This window comes from Salmonella sp. WC3 (assembly GCF_042932255.1).
Classification (GTDB): Bacteria; Pseudomonadota; Gammaproteobacteria; order Enterobacterales; family Enterobacteriaceae; genus Salmonella; species Salmonella enterica.
The window spans coordinates 3,200,449-3,220,554 of record NZ_CP170629.1; the positions used below are offsets into that span (position 1 = coordinate 3,200,449).

Genomic DNA, 20,106 nt, shown 5'->3' on the forward strand with positions numbered 1-20,106 from the left:
TTTTAGCGTGTTTCTCTTACGCCGCTTTTGCCGCGACTTCCGTCTCCGGACGTTTCAGGACGGCATAAGCCAGCCCTGCCACCAGCGTACCGGCCACAATTGCCAGCAGGTATCCCAATACCGGCGTAATTGCGCCTGGGATAAGCAGAACAAACAGACCGCCATGCGGCGCCATCAATTTTGCGCCTACCGCCATAGAAATGGCCCCGGTCAACGCGCCGCCAACGATACAGCACGGCAGTACACGCATCGGGTCGCGCGCCGCAAACGGAATAGCGCCTTCAGTGATAAAGCACAGCCCCAGCACCAACGCCGCTTTACCGCCTTCCTGCTGCGCTTTGTCGAACTTACGACGCGCCACCATCGTCGCCAGACCCAGCGCTAACGGCGGTACCATACCTGCGGCCATGATCGCCGCCATCGGCGCGTAAGTTTGCGTACTCAGCAGACCAACGCCAAACGCATACGCCGCTTTGTTCACTGGGCCGCCCATGTCGGTACACATCATCCCGCCGAGAATCGCGCCCAACAGCACTGCGTTTGCGGTTCCCATGGTTTGCAGCCAGTGGGTGAGCCCTTCCAGAATCCCGGCAACCGGTTTACCGATCAGGTAAATCATTGCCAGCCCCACCACCAGACTGGAAATTAACGGGATGATCAGGATTGGCTTCAGCGCTTCCATACTTTGCGGAAGTTTCAATTTGGTACTGATAAGCTTCGCCATATACCCGGCAAGGAAGCCGGCAATGATCCCGCCGATAAAACCGGAACCGGTGCTAACCGCCAGCATACCGCCAATCAGACCTGGCGTAAGGCCTGGGCGATCCGCGATGGAGAAAGCGATATAACCCGCCAGTACCGGCACCATCAGCGCAAACGCCGAACCGCCGCCAATCTGCATCAGCGCCGCCGCCAGCGTGTCCGGCACCTTAAAGGCTTCAATACCAAAGGCGAAGGAAAGCGCAATACACAGTCCCCCGGCAACCACCATAGGCAGCATGTAAGAAACGCCCGTCAACAGATGCCGGTATGCGCCAGCGCTCTCTTTCTTTCCTTCGGTCGCCGCTTGCGATGCCTTACCCGCCGGTTGATACGGCGTCGCTTCCGCTACGGCTTTATCCAGCTCCTGCGCCGTCTTTTTCAGCGCCAGGCCGGTCGACGTGCGGTACATCGGGAGACCGGCAAACTTCGCCAGATCCACTTCGATATCCGCCGCCACAATGACTAAATCCGCTTCCGCCACCTCTTCCGGGGTGATAGCATTGCCAGCCCCCACGGAACCACGCGTTTCGACTTTTACCCACCAGCCGAGTTTTTTCGCTTCTGTTTCAATGGCTTCAGCCGCCATAAAAGTATGGGCGACGCCGGTCGGGCAGGCCGTTACCGCGACCACGCGTTTCGGACCGCCGCTCGCCGCAGGAGCAACCGCAGCAGGAGCGCTGTAAGGGGTCGCATGGCTTTTGGCTTCACTCAGAAACAGTTCCGGATGCGCGACGGCGCGACCAATATCCCCCAGCCAAACCTTTTTGCCGTTCAGAGCATTGTCGTTCGGCAGAGATTCGCCCAGCACGATCGCCAGCTCAGCATCATTCGGATTATCGATAATTTCCAGATTTGCTTTATGCGCCGCCGCTCCAAGCAGGGTTTTCGCCATGTAAGCGCGAGCCTGGCCGAGATTAGCGTCAATTATCAGCAGCGTTTTCATTATGCCTCTCCTGCTGTCAGTTAAACGGTTGTAAGTCGACGCGCGCCATCATTGCGGCCAACTGAGGACGATCGGTAATACCCACATTGCTCTGGCTGACCGCCAGCGCGGCAACCGCCGTCGCCAGACGCAGCGTATGTTCGCTGGACTCGCGCATCAGCAGGCCGTAAATCAATCCGCCAACCATGGAATCGCCTGCGCCGACGGTACTTACCACGTCAACCGCCGGTGGTTTAGCGATCCATTCTCCTGAGGCGTTAACCCACAGCGCGCCTTCCGCCCCCAGCGAAATCACCACATGAGCGATACCCTGTTCGCGTAACGCGTGCGCCGCATCAATTACATCTTTCATTTCCGGGAGCTTACGACCCGCCCAAATTTCCAGTTCGCGGCGATTCGGTTTCACCAGCCACGGCGCAGCTTTAAGACCGGCGACTAACGCTTCACGGCTACTATCAAAGATAATGCATGGACACTGGCTGCGCAGACGCGTCATCCAGTCGGTGAACGCTTCCGGACTCACGCCAGCCGGTAAGCTACCGCTGACGCAGACCATATCGAACTGGCCCAGCCAGCTCAGGGAGTCGTTAACAAAGCGTTCCCAGTCTGCGGGGGTCACGTCAAAGCCGGAAAAGTTGAAGTCTGTCACTTCGCCATCTTTTTCCGTCAGCTTCACGTTGATGCGGGTCCGGCCCTGAACCACCTGAAAGCGGTTAGCGATGCCCAGTTCGCTGAACAATTGCTGAAAACCGTCCTGGTTATCTTTACCGAGAAAACCGCCGACGGTGACGTCGATGCCTAAGTCTTTCAGCACCTTGGCAACGTTAATGCCTTTGCCCGCCGCGTGCAGACCCGTGGTTTTCACCAGGTTCACTTCGCCGCGTTCGATTTCAGGGCAAAACCCAACCAGATCGTAAGCCGGATTAAGGGTAATGGTGGCGACACGCCTGCTCATTATACGCCCTCCCCGAGACCGGCGGCGATCGCATCGCCAATCGCTTTCAGCGCCTGTTCAGCATCTTCACCCTGCGCGGTAAAGCGCAGACGATGGCCTTTCTTCACGCCTAATGCCACCACTTTCATCAGACTACGTCCGTTTGCCGGTTTGCCGGTTCCATCAAGGTTTGTCACGGTAATTTCACTGTTAAATTGTTTAATCGTATTCACCAGCATGGTGCCCGGACGGGCATGGAGACCATGCTCATTACGCACTACAAATTCCGCGCTCAGTACGTCATCCGTCAGCGCATCATCACTGGTCAGCAACGCCAGCAGCGTCGCGGCGTCAGCGCTCAGCAGACGATCGGCTTTATTGTTCAGCAACAGGTCGCCGAGGCGTTTTAGCACGGCAATCGGCTGCTCATCGTTCATCGCGACAGTGACTAATAAGGCTGCTTTTTCACCCTCTACGTCAAACGCCTGGGTCGCACGGCTTACCGCAACAGCGCTGCGCAAATTGCCTTCCGCGCTGTCGTTCAGCCAGATGCCTTGTCCCAGATTCATCGGACTATCGTTAATCGTTTTTGCGACGAACGCCGCATCAACCGCTCCCGCCTCTTTCAGACGCGCCGCATTTAGCGCCTGCAATGTGACCAGCGAGCTGGCGATGACATCCAGCGTCATCGTCTCGTTATCAAGTTTTAATTGTTCACTTTGCTTCTCGCCCATCAGCAATGCGCGCAGCTCTTCCGCCGTTGTCGCGGATTTCAGCTGTTCAGCCACGGAGTCATCGCTCAGCACATGCGTCAGCTGACGCAGCAGGCCGAGGTGTTCGTCCGAACTGGCGGCAATACCAATCGCCACGTAGGCGACCTGGCCTTCTCCCCAGGTAACGCCCTGCGGAAATTGAAAGACCTGGACGCCGGTTTTCAGCACCTGATCGCGCGTGTCTGTTGTGCCATGGGGAATCGCAATACCATTGCCAAGAAAGGTCGAGGTTTGCTGTTCGCGCGCCAGCATACCGTCAACATAGCCGCCCGCCACATTCCCCGCCTGCGCTAACGCGGCGGCGATTTGCCGAATGGCCTCTTCTTTATTTCCGGCCTGCTCGCCCGGATGAATGTCCTGAACCGATAACTGGAACATGTGTCTCCTCTCCTGCTGAATTGAAACGATTCAGCCACTATGAGAAAAAAAGCGCCAATCTGAGTTATCAAAAAAACCAGATCTCGCTGAAACGTTTCAAGAAGTCTGGATCTTTCTGCTTCAGCACGCAAGAAAAGTTACCGGTTTTGTAGCAATTTTTTGAGGTGAAGCACATTTTTTCTCCAACAGACCCTCAATAGCTGACGCATAAAAGGCTTCAGCTTTTTTCTTTCAGCTTGCGTCAGCACGCCCTGGTAACAAACTGGAATGCTATTTTGATTTTTCGTGTCGATTTTGATTCAGACGCCTGTTTATTTTCTGACGGGCAGCGTAAACTCCGCCTCTCTTCACACCACTGATATAGAAACATGCACAACAGTCCCGCCGCCGCTGCGCCCAAATCGTTTGACCTGACGTCTACCGCCTTTTTGATCGTCGCTTTTCTCACCGGTATTGCCGGTGCGCTACAGACGCCGACGCTCAGTATTTTTCTGACGGATGAGGTTCACGCCCGCCCCGGCATGGTGGGATTCTTTTTTACCGGCAGCGCGGTTATCGGCATTATCGTGAGCCAGTTTCTGGCGGGTCGCTCAGATAAAAAAGGCGATCGCAAAAAACTGATCGTTTTCTGTTGCGTGCTGGGCATGTTGGCCTGCGTGTTGTTTGCCTGGAACCGCAACTACTTTATTTTGCTGTTCATCGGCGTCTTTCTCAGTAGCTTCGGCTCTACCGCCAACCCGCAGATGTTTGCGCTGGCCCGAGAACATGCCGATCGTACAGGTCGTGAAGCGGTGATGTTCAGCTCAATCCTCCGCGCCCAGGTCTCGTTGGCCTGGGTCATTGGGCCGCCGCTGGCCTATGCGCTGGCGATGGGTTTTAGCTTTACGGTGATGTATTTGAGCGCGGCGGTAGCTTTTATCGTCTGCGGCGTCATGGTGTGGTTCTTTTTACCGTCAATGCGCAAAGATGCGCCGCTGGCAACCGGCACGCTGGAAGCACCGCGTCGTAATCGCCGCGATACGCTGTTGCTGTTTGTCATCTGTACGTTAATGTGGGGAACTAACAGCCTGTATATCATTAATATGCCGCTGTTTATCATCAATGAGCTGCATCTTCCGGAAAAACTTGCAGGCGTGATGATGGGCACCGCCGCCGGGCTGGAGATTCCCACAATGCTGATTGCAGGTTACTTCGCCAAACGGCTGGGAAAACGCCTGTTAATGTGCATCGCCGTTGTCGTCGGACTGTGCTTTTATGCGGGGATGTTGCTGGCGCACGCACCGGCAACGTTGCTCGGCTTGCAGTTGCTGAACGCGATTTACATCGGCATTCTTGGCGGGATTGGCATGCTCTATTTTCAGGATCTCATGCCAGGCCAGGCGGGTTCAGCCACCACGCTGTATACCAATACCATTCGCGTCGGCTGGATCATTGCCGGTTCGTTGGCGGGAATAGCCGCAGAAATCTGGAATTATCATGCGGTCTTCTGGTTTGCGTTAGTTATGATTGTCGCCACCATGTTCTGCCTAGCGCGTATTAAAGATGTTTAACTTGCAAGCCTGATACTTTTACTCTTCGACACATTTCAGCGCAGAGTTTATCTCTGCGCAATGTTCATGCGCGGTCATTCATTGTCTTTTTCTCAATACGATATTCTGTTAGCGCCCTCCTACATAAAAGACCGGTTATTGAGAAAATTACGCCCATCAGTCCGCAAAGGACCAACACCAGCCGCATCTTATATTTTGGTGTAACAGCAACATCTATCACTTCAATGTTAGCATTATTTTTAACCGCCTCCGACAACAATGATAGCTTTGCATATGTTTCCGTTTGTAACATATTTTTATGCACGCTATAACGTTTAATGTCACCGTCATCGATATACCATGCTGCCATTTTATCGACACTATTTTTCAGGGTGGAAATAATATTATTGACGCTTTCTTCCCTCTCCTGCGCCTTAAAAAGGACAAGCTGATTTTTCGCGTCAAAACTTATTTTATTTTTATAGTTCGCAGGCAAGAAACGGCTAAACTGGTTAAGGATAACCGTTGTTTTACATTGAATATCATTAGTATAGCCACATAACGCATAGGTAGCAGGCGTATCCAGATTAGGTTTGATCGTAATACTCACAACCTTTGTATCATGCTGCACGCTCACAAAAACATAGCCAATGGCGACAAAAATAAAGGTAGCGATCACGATACTTAGCCATTTTCTTATAAGGAATAAGGAAACGTCGACTAAATCAATTTCACTATTTTCTCCCCGCATTTCACATCCCTTTTAAAACGCTAATAGTCAACCCGAATACTGAAATAACAAAAAGCAACACCAGCGTAAAAATAAACGCCCTGGCTGCGAACGTATATTTCTTCATAAGATAAAACCCACACATAAGAATTCGAGTATTTTAAAGGAAAATAACAACACATTCACACTGGTTATATCGATCGGTAAATACATCAATGATAGGTATAAACTATCAAATTCATTATATCGATCGTTATAAATAATTAAAATCGATCAAAATTCCTCTTTTTAATAGATAAAAGCTATCATATGAATAAAATTGATCGTTTTTGTTTTATGTGACGGTTTATTCGGTACACGTTCAGGCACCAACGGGGTTGAGCGGCGACATCTACCGCTTCAGAAGCCACGAAATAAGGGAATCATGTATTACGCTATTTAATGGTAAAAGGAGGTAATTTGAGGCGCAGCTTTTGCAGACTATTTCGGGATATAACGTAAGCCCCTGCACATTTATCAAAAGCGGCTTAGATCATGGTAAGGTTTTCTGTTCGAGTTCCAGCAAATAAATAATGGCCTCTTCCCGGGTCGTTAAACACATGTCCCCTGTCGGTTGCAAACCAGAGCACACTTTTGGGCGTAAAGGCGAGCCAAAGATAAGGCACAAGTTATCTTCCGAAAGCTGCACGCATCTGGTATTCATCGGCTTGCCATTCGGCATTCCGGGTATCGGCGACGAAATTGAAGGCGCAATACAGCAAGCACCACAACCGCTACGACAGTCCATGCTCAGCCCCTCTATTTATAACCAAATGAAAGATAACAGAATTTGTCCAAAGAAAAATCCAGATTTAAAATGTGGACGTCATCATGATCAGGCCTGTCCTCAGACATTCCGAAGACAAGGCTGGAAACAGAAGGGACAACACAGCACACTTCCCCCCTCCGGGCGACATGCCATCGCGTATTCTCGTTGAACGCGGAGCGGAAAGCGGGCGAACAGTATCACCTTTTTTGCACCAGCAAAAGTGACAATTCCACTTGCCTGGACGGCCCGCCGCGAGTAGTTTTACGCGATATTTTAGATAATCTCTACAACAGGATCTCCTCGATGCCAAGAGCGAACGAAATCAAAAAAGGTATGGTACTGAACTACAACGGCAAATTGCTGATTGTGAAAGATATCGACATTCAGTCGCCTACCGCCCGTGGCGCCGCCACACTGTATAAAATGCGTTTTTCCGATGTCCGCACCGGTCTGAAAGTGGAAGAACGTTTCAAAGGCGACGATATCGTTGATACCGTCATCCTGAGCCGTCGCGGCGTTGACTTTTCTTATGTCGATGGCAACGAATATGTGTTCATGGATAAAGAAGACTATACGCCGTATACCTTCACCAAAGATCAGATTGAAGAAGAGTTGCTGTTTATGCCTGAAGGCGGAATGCCGGATATGCAGGTTCTGACCTGGGACGGCCAACTGCTGGCGCTAGAGCTTCCGCAGACCGTGGATCTGGAAATCGTCGAAACCGCGCCGGGTATTAAAGGAGCGTCCGCCAGCGCACGTAACAAACCCGCGACATTAAGCACCGGTCTGGTGATTCAGGTTCCCGAATACCTGAGCGCAGGTGAGAAAATCCGCATTCATATCGAAGAGCGCCGTTATATGGGGCGCGCGGATTAAGTTTCGCATTTTTCGGCTGCGCCCCAGGGCGCAGTCTGACCCTTTTCTTTATTGACTGTTCTGCACCAGGCAAGAGAAACGTTAAAAATTTAACATTTTCTGCTCTTAAGATGGCAGAAGCACGACTTCGTCAACTCAGCGCTTCTCTTTTTCACGTTTATTCGCCAGGATTATTAAAGTTGTTATGTTGTATCAATATTCTGGAGCTGACGTGACCAAAACCAATCTTATTACTGGATTTCTCGGTAGCGGAAAAACCACCTCTATCCTTCATTTATTAGCTCATAAAGATCCGGCTGAAAAGTGGGCCGTCCTGGTCAATGAATTTGGCGAAGTGGGTATTGACGGCGCTCTGCTTGCCGACAGCGGCGCACTGCTAAAAGAGATCCCCGGCGGCTGCATGTGCTGCGTCAACGGATTGCCTATGCAGGTGGGGCTCAACACGCTGCTGCGCCAGGGCAAACCTGACCGGTTGCTGATTGAACCAACCGGACTGGGGCACCCAAAACAGATTCTGGATTTATTAACTGCGCCGGTTTATGAGCCGTGGATTGATTTACGCGCCACGCTCTGCATCCTGGACCCTCGCCTGCTACTGGACCAACAGAGCGTCGCCAATGAAAATTTCCGCGATCAGCTCGCCTCAGCCGATATTATCATCGCCAATAAAACCGACCGCGCCACGGCGCAGAGCGATGCCGCCCTGCAACAGTGGTGGCGACAGTACGGCGGCGATCGTCAACTGATTCATGCCGAACATGGACAGATAGACGGTAAGCTTCTGGATTTACCGCGACAAAATCTGGCGGAACTGCCGGCCAGCGCCGCGCATTCTCACACTCATGCCAGTAAAAAAGGACTCGCCGCGCTAAATCTGCCCGCCCAGCAGCGCTGGCGACGCAGCCTCAATAGCGGACAGGGTCATCAGGCCTGCGGCTGGATTTTCGATGCCGATACCGTGTTTGACACCATTGGCCTCCTCGAATGGGCGCGTCTGGCGCCGGTGGGCCGGGTGAAAGGCGTTATGCGCATACAAGAGGGGCTGGTACGCATCAATCGCCAGGGCGATGACCTGCACATCGAAACACAGAGTGTCGCGCCGCCGGATAGCCGGGTTGAACTTATCTCAAACACAGAAACCGACTGGAATACGTTACAGACGGCCTTGTTGAAGCTTCGTTTAGCGACGCACGCGTAAGGTTGCCACCGTTTAAAAACTATGGCGAAATGACGATGAAAACCCGCTATTCCTTGATAATTCTGCTTAATGCCGCCGGTCTGGCGCTGTTTTTGTCATGGTATCTTCCCGTCAATCACGGTTTCTGGTTCACCATTGATTCCGGCATATTCCACTTCTTTAACCAGAAACTGGTGGAAAGCCACGCGTTCCTCTGGTGGGTCGCTATTACCAATAATCGGGCGTTTGACGGCTGTTCGCTGCTGGCGATGGGCGGACTGATGCTCAGTTTCTGGCTAAAAGAAGACGCGTCGGGCCGGCGGCGCATTGTGATAATCGGATTGGTCATGCTGCTAACAGCGGTGGTGCTTAACCAACTCGGTCAGGCGCTGATCCCCGTCAAGCGCGCCAGCCCAACGCTCTCTTTTGAGCATATTTATCGCGTCAGCGAGTTGCTGCATATCCCGACAAAAGACGCGTCAAAAGACAGTTTCCCAGGCGATCACGGTATGATGCTGCTGATATTTTCCGCCTTTATGCTGCGTTATTTCGGCAAAACGGCGGGGATTATCGCCCTTATTATATTTGTGGTTTTCGCGTTTCCGCGCGTTATGATTGGCGCTCACTGGTTCACCGATATTGTGGTCGGGTCACTCACGGTTATTTTGATTGGCCTCCCCTGGTGGCTGATGACCCCGCTCAGCGACCGGGCGATAGCGCTTTTTGAGAATTATCTTCCGGGCGGGAATAAACAAATTTTAAACAAATAACCTATGTAATTAACATTACCTTCAGCGATAGTTTTACATCGTTGAAGGTAATTTATGATGATATTTCCCCAGCCCATCATTTTTCGGTCATATTATTCCTCTTCAAAATGAACGGGTTGCACGATTTTTAAACGATTTGCGCTTAATTTGACCCGTGCTGATAGTTCACTTTTCGTATCATAAATTCTTATAAAAAATCACGCGAAATCGCTCGCAATGACAGCAACAATCGGGTAATCTCAAACTCGTTTTGCCTCGCCAGATAATTATTCTCATTGCGAATAAATTTGTGCGTTCCGCCACAGATTTGTGCACAAAGAATTGTCTCAAGCTGTGCAGGTAATTAGTCTCATCACGTTTGGCATTTTTATAACGATATTTATCGTTAAGGACTTCAAGGGAAAACAAACAACATGGTCAAATCTCAACCGATTTTGAGATATATTTTGCACGGGATTCCTGCGATTGCAGTTGCGGTTCTGCTTTCTGCTTGTAGCACAACCACCAATACCGCAAAGAATATGCATTCTGAGACGCATGCTGTGGGCAATAGCGATAGCTCTTCACTGCAAGCCTCTCAGGATGAATTTGAAAATATGGTGCGTAACCTCGACGTTAAGTCGCGGATTATGGATCAGTATGCTGACTGGAAAGGCGTGCGTTACCGCCTGGGCGGCAGCACCAAGAAAGGCGTCGACTGTTCCAGCTTTGTACAGCGCACCTTCCGTGAACAGTTTGGTTTAGAGCTTCCGCGTTCAACCTATGAACAGCAGGAAATGGGCAAAGCGGTTTCACGCAATAACCTGCGTACGGGCGATCTGGTTCTGTTCCGCGCCGGTTCCACTGGTCGTCATGTCGGTATTTATATCGGCAATAACCAGTTTGTCCATGCGTCTACCAGTAGCGGCGTCATTATCTCCAGTATGAACGAACCGTACTGGAAAAAACGCTACAATGAAGCGCGTCGAGTTCTGAGCCGCAGTTAATCTTCATCAGGCAGCACCTCCCTTGGCTTACCTGATGAGACGACATAAAAAGCACTGCTTCGGCAGTGCTTTTGCTTATTATCCCTTCTGAACCCGTTTTGCCGAATGGCGACGTGTGGCGTCTTATCCAGCCTACAACACACGAACGTAGGCCTGATAAACATAGCGCCATCAGGCATTCAGGTCGTTTCCCCCAACGGCTACTGCGACAATACGCTTTCCTGCGCATCACAGAAAAGCATGACTATCCGGGGTAATCCAGGCTATAGTCTTATAAATCAACCAGTTTAACCGGCATCCGCCTTTTCAGGTCACACCAGGAATTATGCTAACACGCGACTCCTCTTCCGGTCGGAAAATCCTGCTTACCTGTATCATTACGGGGATAGCGGCAGCATTACTTATTGGTAGCCTGCAATTTTTCCTGTCGTGGCATAAACGGGATGTTAAATACAATACGCTCCTTTCTGATGTACAACATTACCTGGCCAGCTATTTCGCCGACCTGAAAGCCACCACCGATATTCTTCAACCGTTGACGATCAACACCTGTCAGCAGGTTGGCGCAGAACTCACCTCAAGAGCCGCTTTTAGCCTTAATGTCCGCGCCTTCTTATTGATTAAAGATAAAAAAGTGTTCTGCTCTTCCGCCACTGGCGCCATGAATATGCCGCTTCAGCAACTGGTACCGGATATAGATATCCGCAAAGACGTTGCTATGGCGATTCTGCCCGGCACGCCAATGATGCCCAACAAACCGACAATGGTGATTTGGTATCGAAACCCATTATTAAATGACAGCGGCGTATTCACATCGCTGAATATTAACCTGACGCCCTACTTACTCTATACCACGCGCCAGGATGATTTTAACGGCATCGCGCTGATTGTCGGCAATACCGCTCTGTCGACCTTTTCTTCGCGTCTACTGACCGTCGCGGAGCTGCCGGGCACGCCATCACGACTGGCAACTATCAACGGCCTGCCGCTTAAAATACGGCTTTATGCCGATAGCTGGACCTACAATGACTTGTGGTATGCGTTGATGCTGGGCTGCATTAGCGGCATCGTAGCAGGGTTTATCTGTTACTTTATCTATGCCCTCCGGACGCGACCGGGCAAAGAGATTTTAACGGCGATCAAACACGAGCAGTTTTATGTGGTTTATCAGCCCGTCGTCGATACTCGTACGCTGAGCGTCACCGGGCTTGAAGTCTTACTGCGCTGGCGTCACCCTACGGCAGGAGAGATTCCGCCGGATGCCTTTATCCACTATGCCGAAGCGCAGCAACTTATCGTACCGTTAACGCAGCATCTGTTCGAGCTGATCGCCCGCGACGCGCCCACGTTACAGAAGGTGATGCCCGTCGGTGCCAAATTTGGCATTAACATCGCGCCGGAACATCTGCACAGCGACAGTTTTAAAGAGGATATGCACCGGCTCAGGGACGCCCTGCCCGCGCACCATTTTCATATCGTGCTGGAAATCACTGAACGCGATATGCTCCAGCAGTATGAAGCGGCCAAACTGTTCGAATGGCTGCATTCCGCCGGGTTTGAAATCGCTATAGATGATTTCGGTACAGGCCATAGCGCCCTGATTTATCTGGAGCGATTTACTTTAGATTATCTGAAAATCGATCGCGGCTTTATCCAGGCGATCGGTACGGAAACTGTCACGTCTCCGGTTCTGGATACCGTGCTGACGCTCTCCAGACGCCTGAATATGCTGACGGTGGCCGAGGGCGTTGAAACGCCGGAGCAGGCCCGTTGGCTACGCGATCACGGTGTTAATTACTTGCAGGGGTACTGGATTAGCCGTCCTTTACCCCTAAAAGATTTCGTGCTGTGGATGTCGGCGCCTTCCGTGCCTGAATGGTAGTCCCCTTACGGTTTTAACGGATTCACATCAGACGCAACGTCACTTATTATTCAGCGAAACGCCTGCCGGTTTGCAGCGGGCAATACGATAAGGAAACCGCCTTCAGATGATTGCGCGCGTAATGCTTCTGCTTGTCGCACTGGTTAGCGCTGGCGCCCAGGCCCAGGAAATCAAAGAAAGCTACGCTTTCGCCGTACTCGGCGAACCTAAGTATGCTTTTAACTTTGATCACTTTGATTATGTGAATCCTGCTGCGCCGAAAGGCGGTCAGATGACGCTTTCCGCCATTGGTACGTTCGATAATTTCAATCGCTATTCGCTGCGCGGCAATCCCGGCGTACGTACCGAAGCCCTTTACGATACGCTTTTTACCACTTCGGATGATGAACCCGGAAGCTATTATCCGCTGATTGCCGACCATGCCCGCTATGCAGCCGACTATTCCTGGGTGGAAATCTCGATTAATCCCCGCGCTCGTTTTCACGATGGCACGCCCATTACCGCCCGCGATGTGGCCTTTACCTTTCATAAGTTTATGACCGAAGGCGTACCGCAGTTCCGTCTGGTCTATAAAGGTACTACCGTGAAGGCGATTGCGCCTTTAACCGTGAGAATTGAGCTGGCGAAGCCTGGTAAAGAAGACATGCTTAGTCTGTTTTCATTACCGATCATGCCCGAAAAATTCTGGAAAAATCACAAACTTAGCGATCCGCTTTCAACGCCGCCCTTAGCCAGCGGGCCATACCGGATTACTCAGTGGAAAATGGGCCAGTACATTGTCTATTCACGCGTCAAAAACTACTGGGCGGCTAATCTGCCGGTCAATCGTGGACGTTTTAACCTCGACACTATCCGCTACGATTACTACCTTGATGACAATGTCGCTTTCGAGGCGTTTAAAGCGGGTGCATTTGATCTACGGCTGGAAAACGACGCTAAAAACTGGGCAACGCGCTACATCGGTAAAAATTTCGATAATCATTACATCATTAAAGAAGAGCAGAAAAACGAGTCGGCGCAGGACACACGCTGGCTGGCCTTTAATATTCAGCGCCCGGTATTTAAAGACCGGCGGGTACGTGAAGCTGTCACCCTGGCCTTCGATTTTGAGTGGATGAATAAAGCGCTGTTCTATAATGCCTGGAGCCGAACCAACAGTTACTTCCAGAATACCGAGTACGCCGCCAGAAATTATCCTGACGCCGATGAGCTGGTATTACTCGCGCCGATGAAAAAAGATCTTCCTCCTGAAGTCTTCACCCAGATCTATCAGCCGCCGGTCTCTAACGGCGACGGCTACGATCGCGAAAATCTTCTTAAAGCTGACGCCTTGTTGACGCAGGCCGGATGGGTGATCAACGGACAGCAACGGGTCAATAGCGTCACCGGTAAGCCTCTGACGTTTGAACTTCTCCTTCCTGCCAGCAGTAATAGCCAGTGGGTTCTGCCCTTCCAGCATAATCTTCAGCGTCTGGGCATTACGATGACTATCCGTCAGGTTGATAATTCTCAGCTCACCAACCGGATGCGCAGCCGCGACTATGACATGATGCCGAGGCTATGGCGGGCGATGCCCTGGCCCAGCTCCGATCTACAAATCTCATGGGCGTCGGAATACATTGACTCCAGTTATAACGCTCCCGGCGTACAAAGCCCGGTGGTGGATAAACTGATCGCGCAAATTATCGCAGCGCAGGATGATAAAGCGAAACTGGTGCCGCTGGGACGGGCGCTGGATCGCGTGCTGACCTGGAACTATTACATGCTGCCGATGTGGTATATGGCGCAAGACAGGCTCGCCTGGTGGGATAAATTCTCCCATCCGGCGATTCGCCCGGTATATACCATCGGGTTAGATACCTGGTGGTATGATGTCAACAAAGCCGCCAAACTACCGGCAGCCAGGAGGTAGTAAGAATCAATGGGCGCCTATCTTATCCGCCGTCTGTTACTGGTGATCCCCACGCTATGGGCCATTATTACCATTAACTTTTTTATCGTGCAGATCGCTCCCGGCGGCCCTGTCGATCAGGCGATTGCCGCGATTGAATTTGGCCAGGGCGGCGCGTTGCCCGGCGCCAGCGGCGAAGGCGTTCGCGCCAGTCATGCGCAAACCGGCGTCGGCAATATCAGCGACAGCCATTATCGCGGCGGCCGGGGACTCGATCCGGAGGTGATCGCGGAGATCACCCATCGCTACGGCTTCGACAAACCGCTGCATGAGCGTTATTTCAAGATGCTACGGGACTATCTCTCTTTTGACTTCGGCGACAGTCTGTTTCGCAGCGCATCCGTACTGACGCTAATCAAAGACAGCCTTCCCGTCTCCATTACCCTGGGATTATGGAGCACGCTGATTATTTATCTGGTGTCTATCCCGCTGGGGATTCGCAAAGCCGTCCATAACGGCAGTCGCTTTGATGTGTGGAGCAGCGCGTTTATCATTATTGGTTATGCGATCCCCGCCTTTCTGTTTGCTATTTTATTAATCGTCTTTTTTGCCGGCGGCAGCTACTACGATATTTTTCCGCTACGTGGCCTAGTCTCCGCCAACTTTGACACATTACCGTGGTACCAGAAAATCACCGATTATTTGTGGCATATTACGCTGCCGGTGTTGGCGACCGTCATCGGCGGTTTTGCCGCCCTGACGATGCTGACGAAAAATTCGTTTCTCGACGAGGTGCGTAAACAGTATGTCGTTACCGCTCGCGCTAAAGGCGTGAGTGAAAAAAACATTCTCTGGAAACATGTTTTTCGTAACGCCATGCTGCTGGTGATCGCCGGGTTTCCCGCCACTTTTATCAGTATGTTTTTCACCGGCTCGCTGCTAATTGAAGTCATGTTTTCACTCAACGGCCTGGGGCTGCTGGGTTATGAAGCAACCGTTTCGCGCGACTATCCGGTGATGTTCGGCACGCTTTATATCTTTACCCTGATTGGCTTATTACTGAATATCCTGAGCGATATCAGCTATACGCTGGTCGATCCACGCATTGATTTTGAGGGACGATAATGCCGCGATTAAGCCCGGTCAATCAGGCCCGCTGGGCGCGTTTCCGCCATAATCGCCGGGGCTACTGGTCACTATGGATTTTCCTGATCATGTTCAGCCTGAGCTTATGCGCGGAACTGATTGCTAACGATAAGCCATTGCTGGTGCGCTATGAAGGCCAGTGGTATTTTCCGCTGGTAAAAAATTACAGCGAGCGCGATTTCGGCGGCCCGCTGGCGACAACGGCGGATTATCAGGACCCCTGGCTACAACGGCAGCTTGAGAATCGGGGCTGGGTGTTGTGGGCCCCCGTACGCTTTGGTGCCAATACCATTAATTTTGCCACCACGCAGCCTTTCCCCTCCCCGCCTTCGGCGAAAAACTGGCTGGGCACCGATGCGAATGGCGGCGACGTTTTCGCCCGCATCCTGTACGGCACCCGCATTTCTATTTTATTCGGCCTGATGTTAACGATTTGCTCCAGCGTCATGGGCGTACTGGCGGGCGCGCTACAGGGCTATTATGGCGGCAAAGTCGATTTATGGGGGCAACGTCTCATCGAAGTCTGGTCGGGGATGCCGACCCTGTTTCTGATTATTTTACTTTCCAGCGTAGTGCAGCCTAACTTCTGGTGGCTGCTGGCCATAACCGTACTGTTTGGCTGGATGAGTCTGGTGGGCGTGGTGCGCGCCGAGTTTTTACGGACCCGCAATTTTGACTATATCCGCGCCGCGCAGGCGCTTGGCGTCAGCGATCGGGACATTATCCTGCGCCATATGTTGCCTAATGCGATGGTCGCTACCCTGACATTTTTACCGTTCATTTTATGTAGCTCCATCACCACCCTGACGTCGCTGGATTTTCTGGGATTCGGTCTGCCGCTTGGCTCCCCTTCTCTTGGCGAACTTCTTTTACAGGGGAAAAACAACTTACAGGCTCCCTGGCTGGGGATCGCCGCCTTTCTGTCTGTCGCCATTCTGCTATCGCTGCTGATTTTTATCGGCGAAGCGGTACGCGACGCCTTTGATCCTGCTAAGGCGGTATAAGATGACATCTCCATTGCTTGCGATTGAAAATTTATCGGTAGGTTTCCGTCAGCAACAGCACGTGCGCCCTGTCGTTAACGCCATTTCGTTACAGGTGAACGCCGGGGAAACGCTGGCGCTGGTCGGCGAGTCCGGGTCAGGAAAAAGCGTGACGGCGCTTTCCATTCTGCGTCTTTTGCCTACCCCTCCCGCCGTCTACCTCTCCGGCGATATTCGCTTTCACGGCGAATCATTGCTTCATGCCAGCGAGCAGACGCTACGCGGCGTGCGCGGCAATAAAATCGCCATGATTTTTCAGGAACCGATGGTTTCACTTAACCCACTGCATACGCTGGAAAAACAGCTCTATGAAGTGCTGTCGCTCCATCGGGGAATGCGTCGGGAGGCGGCAAGAGCGGAGATGATCGGTTGTCTGGATCGGGTCGGTATCCGCCAGGCGAGCCAGCGTCTGCGCGATTACCCTCATCAGCTTTCCGGCGGCGAACGCCAGCGCGTCATGATAGCCATGGCGCTGTTAACACGGCCGGAATTACTGATCGCCGATGAGCCGACCACCGCCCTCGACGTCTCCGTACAGGCGCAGATTTTATCTCTACTACGGGAACTCCAGCGCGAGCTTAATATGGGATTACTGTTTATCACCCATAACCTCAGCATTGTAAAAAAACTGGCGGATTCAGTAGCGGTAATGCAACACGGCAAGTGCGTAGAGAACCAACGCGCCGACACGCTGCTCTCCGCGCCGACCCATCCGTACACGCAAAAACTACTCAACAGCGAACCCACAGGCGATCCGGTTCCGCTCCCCGCCGGGCAGACGCCGTTGCTGGAGGTGGACAGGCTGCGCGTCGCCTTCCCGATCCGCAAAGGCATTCTGAAGCGCGTCGTGGATCATAATGTGGTGGTTAACAATATCAGTTTCACCCTGCATCCAGGCGAAACGCTGGGTCTGGTCGGCGAGTCAGGATCGGGAAAAAGCACCACCGGTCTGGCGCTGTTACGGCTTATCCGCTCCGAAGGCCGCATCGTGTTTGACGGTCAATCGCTGGATACGTTAAACCGCCGCCAGCTTTTACCTGTTCGCCACCGTATCCAGGTCGTATTCCAGGACCCGAACTCATCGCTAAACCCGCGTTTAAACGTATTGCAAATTATCGAAGAAGGCCTGCGCGTCCACCAGCCTACGCTTTCAGGCGCGCAGCGCGAACAGCAGGTGAAAGCGGTCATGATGGAAGTCGGCCTGGACCCGGAAACGCGGCATCGTTACCCCGCTGAGTTTTCCGGCGGCCAGCGTCAACGTATCGCCGTCGCCAGGGCACTGATTTTAAAACCGTCGCTTATTATTCTGGATGAACCGACCTCATCGCTGGATAAAACCGTTCAGGCGCAGATTCTTGCCCTCCTGAAATCGCTCCAGCAAAAGCACCGTCTGGCCTATATCTTCATTAGCCACGATCTGCATGTAGTACGCGCGCTGTGCCATCAGGTTATTGTGCTGCGGCAGGGGGAGGTGGTTGAACAGGGGCAATGCGAGCGCGTGTTTACCGCACCGCAACAGGCCTATACGCGTCAGCTACTCGCGTTAAGCTGACGCCTAAAAAGGATTATTGTTAGAAAAAGGTTCCGCTATCGCCACGCCGAAATTTTTCAGCCGACAGGTGGCGGCAAACTCATCCTGACGATTAACGAACAGGCACGGTTCCCCTTCGCACTCCAGCACGGAGCAAGGAACTTCAATATCGCTTAGCGCCTGACTGAGCTTATGCATCACTGACCACGCGCTATCGCCTGCCGGACTCAACAGTTTAAGCGCCACCAGACTATTCTCGGTGCTCTGCCCGTTTTGCGGAATCGGTTCAACCTTTGACCCCGCAAAACCCGCCGACCAGCGATAGTTTTGCGGCAGACGGTGAACAATTGAGAGCTGTAATGTATTCACTTTCTTTCCCCGGAAGCACAATTACTTCACAATTTACTTACATTTATATTAACACATCATTGACAACCCGTCCTTAAACAGATTGCTAACGCCCTTCTCTCCGTCAGTGGCTCTACAGCAAGCGGGAGTTAAAATAGTTTTACCGACGCGGAGATAGCGGCGGGCTATATGTACCCGTTTCTGCGATCTAACTCAACCTTTTTAACTACAATGATGTGACTTTTTACATAAATGGATTTTACATAAAATAAACATAAATGAGGAAAATGATGAATTGGTAATTGATATACATCAACTATGAAAGCCGTTTGGCTTTGCCATCGTGTAGCGGATAGCGTCCCCCAACGCCGCCTGCGCATTCTTCGGCGCCATTGAGGGACAGCGCGCCCGTCACCGTTTTTTGGGACGGCTGGCGTAGAGATAAAACAGAATGGAACAGGCGGCGCAAAGCGCAATCGACCAAATCATCGGCCACGCACTGGTAAAGGTAGCCAGCGACAGCAACGCGCCGACGATAGCGCCAATACCAAAGCGGAAAGTGCCCGCCAACGAAGACGCCGTTCCGGCCATATGCGGAAACTCATCCAAAATGACCGCCATCGCATTGGACGAAACCATCGACACACAGCCGACAAACGCCGCAACGCCGACCACCAGCGCCCAGAATCCAATGCCCATCAGCGCGCTGAAAACCATCCACACCGCCATCGCAAACTGAATCCATAGCCCGGCCCGAAACATGTTTAGCGCCCCTACCCGTCTGACAAAACGGCTGTTGATAATCGTCATCACAAACAGAAATACGATGTTCAACGCGAAGTAGTAGCCGAAATCCTGCGGCGGAACATGATTAATTTCGATATAAACAAACGGCCCCGCGCTCAAAAAAGAGAACATACCGGCAAAACTAAACCCGCTCGCCAGCATATAGCTCAGTACGCGTTTGTGGCGAAACAACGCGGCAAAGTTACCTATTGTGGTACGAATATGAAAAGGCTGACGCCGCTCAACGGGCAGCGTCTCTTTAATCAGAGCAAAGATCATGACTGACGCCAGAATCGCCGCAATGGCCAGTATCCAGAAGATATAGTGCCAGCTTAACCATACCAACACCCAGCCGCCGACAATGGGCGCCATTAACGGCGCTATCGTAGTGACCAGCATGACAAATGACATCATGCGCGAAAACTCTTCCTTTGGATAAATATCCCGCATCAGCGCATTGATGACGACGCTTGCCGCCGCGGCCGCCAAACCGTGAAAGAAACGCATCACGATCAGTTGATAGTCTGCGCCAACGCACAGGCGACCGCCGCAGCAGCAAATACCAGCGTCCCGCCCAGGATGACCGGCTTACGCCCGAGGCTATCCGCCATCGGTCCATAGATAAGCTGACCCAGCGCAAACCCCAGAATATAGGTGCTGAGCGTCATCTGCGCGCTACCGGCAGGCACGCCGAATTGCGCAGAAATCACCGGCAGCGCAGGAAGATACATATCAATCAACAGCGGCATTAACATGGCCAACAGGCCAAGGATAAAGACAATGGCAAAGGAAGAGTGCTGCCGGGTGGTCACA

General features: G+C 52.1%; 17 protein-coding genes and 1 pseudogene. 10 read left to right on the top strand and 8 right to left on the bottom strand.

What is annotated here, in order from left to right; all coding sequences use genetic code 11:
- Positions 1-16 precede the first annotated feature (16 nt).
- Genes fruA through fruB form a run of 3 tightly spaced genes read right to left on the bottom strand, consistent with a single transcriptional unit; the run spans position 17 to position 3,790 of the window.
- The gene (gene fruA, locus ACFK9X_RS15760; protein ID WP_151116987.1) at positions 17-1,705 is read right to left on the bottom strand and encodes a PTS fructose transporter subunit IIBC; all 1,689 of its coding nucleotides are present in this window, start codon (positions 1,703-1,705) and stop codon (positions 17-19) included.
- A gap of 16 nt (positions 1,706-1,721) precedes the next feature.
- The gene (gene fruK / locus ACFK9X_RS15765) at positions 1,722-2,660 is read right to left on the bottom strand and encodes a 1-phosphofructokinase (protein ID WP_000091249.1); all 939 of its coding nucleotides are present in this window, start codon (positions 2,658-2,660) and stop codon (positions 1,722-1,724) included.
- Entirely contained in the window at positions 2,660-3,790 is a 1,131-nt protein-coding gene (fruB, locus tag ACFK9X_RS15770; protein WP_151116989.1) for a fused PTS fructose transporter subunit IIA/HPr protein, read from the bottom strand. The genes fruK and fruB overlap by 1 nt, the downstream gene beginning before the upstream one ends.
- Before the next feature lie 368 nt (positions 3,791-4,158).
- Here fruB and setB point away from each other — a divergent pair, with 368 nt between their 5' ends.
- The gene (setB, locus tag ACFK9X_RS15775; protein ID WP_151116991.1) at positions 4,159-5,340 is read left to right on the top strand and encodes a sugar efflux transporter SetB; all 1,182 of its coding nucleotides are present in this window, start codon (positions 4,159-4,161) and stop codon (positions 5,338-5,340) included.
- Between the two features lie 64 nt (positions 5,341-5,404).
- Here the strand turns inward: setB and ACFK9X_RS15780 are convergent, their stop codons facing one another.
- From ACFK9X_RS15780 to ACFK9X_RS15790, 3 genes are all read right to left on the bottom strand, one after another.
- Complete coding sequence (locus ACFK9X_RS15780; RefSeq protein ID WP_151116993.1) at positions 5,405-6,070, bottom strand: GNVR domain-containing protein; 666 nt, start codon at positions 6,068-6,070, stop codon at positions 5,405-5,407.
- Position 6,071: 1 nt separating this feature from the next.
- Complete coding sequence (locus ACFK9X_RS15785; RefSeq protein ID WP_001519564.1) at positions 6,072-6,194, bottom strand: membrane protein; 123 nt, start codon at positions 6,192-6,194, stop codon at positions 6,072-6,074.
- A gap of 387 nt (positions 6,195-6,581) precedes the next feature.
- On the bottom strand, positions 6,582-6,836 hold the full coding sequence (locus ACFK9X_RS15790; RefSeq protein WP_001523448.1) for a YkgJ family cysteine cluster protein: 255 nt from the start codon (positions 6,834-6,836) through the stop codon (positions 6,582-6,584).
- Between the two features lie 324 nt (positions 6,837-7,160).
- Between ACFK9X_RS15790 and yeiP the strand changes: the two genes are divergently transcribed.
- The 9 genes from yeiP to yejF all read left to right on the top strand — a co-directional run bounded on the left by yeiP (position 7,161) and on the right by yejF (position 18,180).
- The gene (gene yeiP / locus ACFK9X_RS15795; RefSeq protein WP_151116995.1) at positions 7,161-7,733 is read left to right on the top strand and encodes an elongation factor P-like protein YeiP; all 573 of its coding nucleotides are present in this window, start codon (positions 7,161-7,163) and stop codon (positions 7,731-7,733) included.
- 211 nt (positions 7,734-7,944) lie between these two features.
- Entirely contained in the window at positions 7,945-8,931 is a 987-nt protein-coding gene (locus ACFK9X_RS15800; protein WP_000169350.1) for a GTP-binding protein, read from the top strand.
- 29 nt (positions 8,932-8,960) lie between these two features.
- A complete protein-coding gene (locus ACFK9X_RS15805; protein WP_000178091.1) occupies positions 8,961-9,680 on the top strand; it encodes a phosphatase PAP2 family protein in 720 nt (239 codons plus the stop codon).
- 413 nt (positions 9,681-10,093) lie between these two features.
- On the top strand, positions 10,094-10,666 hold the full coding sequence (gene mepS, locus ACFK9X_RS15810) for a bifunctional murein DD-endopeptidase/murein LD-carboxypeptidase (RefSeq protein WP_151116997.1): 573 nt from the start codon (positions 10,094-10,096) through the stop codon (positions 10,664-10,666).
- A gap of 325 nt (positions 10,667-10,991) precedes the next feature.
- Entirely contained in the window at positions 10,992-12,548 is a 1,557-nt protein-coding gene (locus ACFK9X_RS15815) for a cyclic di-GMP phosphodiesterase (protein ID WP_000957746.1), read from the top strand.
- A gap of 106 nt (positions 12,549-12,654) precedes the next feature.
- Positions 12,655-14,460: an extracellular solute-binding protein gene (locus ACFK9X_RS15820; protein WP_151116999.1), complete on the top strand. Its 1,806-nt coding sequence runs from the start codon at positions 12,655-12,657 to the stop codon at positions 14,458-14,460.
- Positions 14,461-14,469: 9 nt separating this feature from the next.
- On the top strand, positions 14,470-15,564 hold the full coding sequence (locus ACFK9X_RS15825) for a microcin C ABC transporter permease YejB (protein WP_000501623.1): 1,095 nt from the start codon (positions 14,470-14,472) through the stop codon (positions 15,562-15,564).
- Positions 15,564-16,589, top strand: coding sequence for an ABC transporter permease (locus ACFK9X_RS15830; RefSeq protein ID WP_001137747.1), 1,026 nt, complete (start codon positions 15,564-15,566; stop codon positions 16,587-16,589). The genes ACFK9X_RS15825 and ACFK9X_RS15830 overlap by 1 nt, the downstream gene beginning before the upstream one ends.
- 1 nt (position 16,590) lies before the next feature.
- Entirely contained in the window at positions 16,591-18,180 is a 1,590-nt protein-coding gene (gene yejF, locus ACFK9X_RS15835; RefSeq protein ID WP_000203619.1) for a microcin C ABC transporter ATP-binding protein YejF, read from the top strand.
- 3 nt (positions 18,181-18,183) lie between these two features.
- Here yejF and ACFK9X_RS15840 read toward each other — a convergent pair whose 3' ends face one another.
- Positions 18,184-18,528 (bottom strand): YejG family protein, encoded by a 345-nt coding sequence (locus tag ACFK9X_RS15840; RefSeq protein WP_001094639.1) that lies wholly within the window; start codon positions 18,526-18,528, stop codon positions 18,184-18,186.
- A gap of 390 nt (positions 18,529-18,918) precedes the next feature.
- Positions 18,919-20,105 (bottom strand): annotated as a pseudogene (locus ACFK9X_RS15845) (Bcr/CflA family multidrug efflux MFS transporter).
- Between the last annotated feature and the right edge of the window lies 1 nt (position 20,106).

Excerpts from the sequence above, each read along its gene's own strand:
- fruA (WP_151116987.1), bottom strand. The coding sequence starts at position 1,705 with ATGAAAACGCTGCTGATAATTGACGCTAATCTCGGCCAGGCTCGCGCT.
- fruK (WP_000091249.1), bottom strand. The coding sequence starts at position 2,660 with ATGAGCAGGCGTGTCGCCACCATTACCCTTAATCCGGCTTACGATCTG.
- fruB (WP_151116989.1), bottom strand. The coding sequence starts at position 3,790 with ATGTTCCAGTTATCGGTTCAGGACATTCATCCGGGCGAGCAGGCCGGA.
- setB (WP_151116991.1), top strand. The coding sequence starts at position 4,159 with ATGCACAACAGTCCCGCCGCCGCTGCGCCCAAATCGTTTGACCTGACG.
- ACFK9X_RS15780 (WP_151116993.1), bottom strand. The coding sequence starts at position 6,070 with ATGCGGGGAGAAAATAGTGAAATTGATTTAGTCGACGTTTCCTTATTC.
- ACFK9X_RS15785 (WP_001519564.1), bottom strand. The coding sequence starts at position 6,194 with ATGTGTGGGTTTTATCTTATGAAGAAATATACGTTCGCAGCCAGGGCG.
- ACFK9X_RS15790 (WP_001523448.1), bottom strand. The coding sequence starts at position 6,836 with ATGGACTGTCGTAGCGGTTGTGGTGCTTGCTGTATTGCGCCTTCAATT.
- yeiP (WP_151116995.1), top strand. The coding sequence starts at position 7,161 with ATGCCAAGAGCGAACGAAATCAAAAAAGGTATGGTACTGAACTACAAC.
- ACFK9X_RS15805 (WP_000178091.1), top strand. The coding sequence starts at position 8,961 with ATGACGATGAAAACCCGCTATTCCTTGATAATTCTGCTTAATGCCGCC.
- mepS (WP_151116997.1), top strand. The coding sequence starts at position 10,094 with ATGGTCAAATCTCAACCGATTTTGAGATATATTTTGCACGGGATTCCT.
- ACFK9X_RS15815 (WP_000957746.1), top strand. The coding sequence starts at position 10,992 with ATGCTAACACGCGACTCCTCTTCCGGTCGGAAAATCCTGCTTACCTGT.
- ACFK9X_RS15820 (WP_151116999.1), top strand. The coding sequence starts at position 12,655 with ATGATTGCGCGCGTAATGCTTCTGCTTGTCGCACTGGTTAGCGCTGGC.
- ACFK9X_RS15825 (WP_000501623.1), top strand. The coding sequence starts at position 14,470 with ATGGGCGCCTATCTTATCCGCCGTCTGTTACTGGTGATCCCCACGCTA.
- ACFK9X_RS15830 (WP_001137747.1), top strand. The coding sequence starts at position 15,564 with ATGCCGCGATTAAGCCCGGTCAATCAGGCCCGCTGGGCGCGTTTCCGC.
- yejF (WP_000203619.1), top strand. The coding sequence starts at position 16,591 with ATGACATCTCCATTGCTTGCGATTGAAAATTTATCGGTAGGTTTCCGT.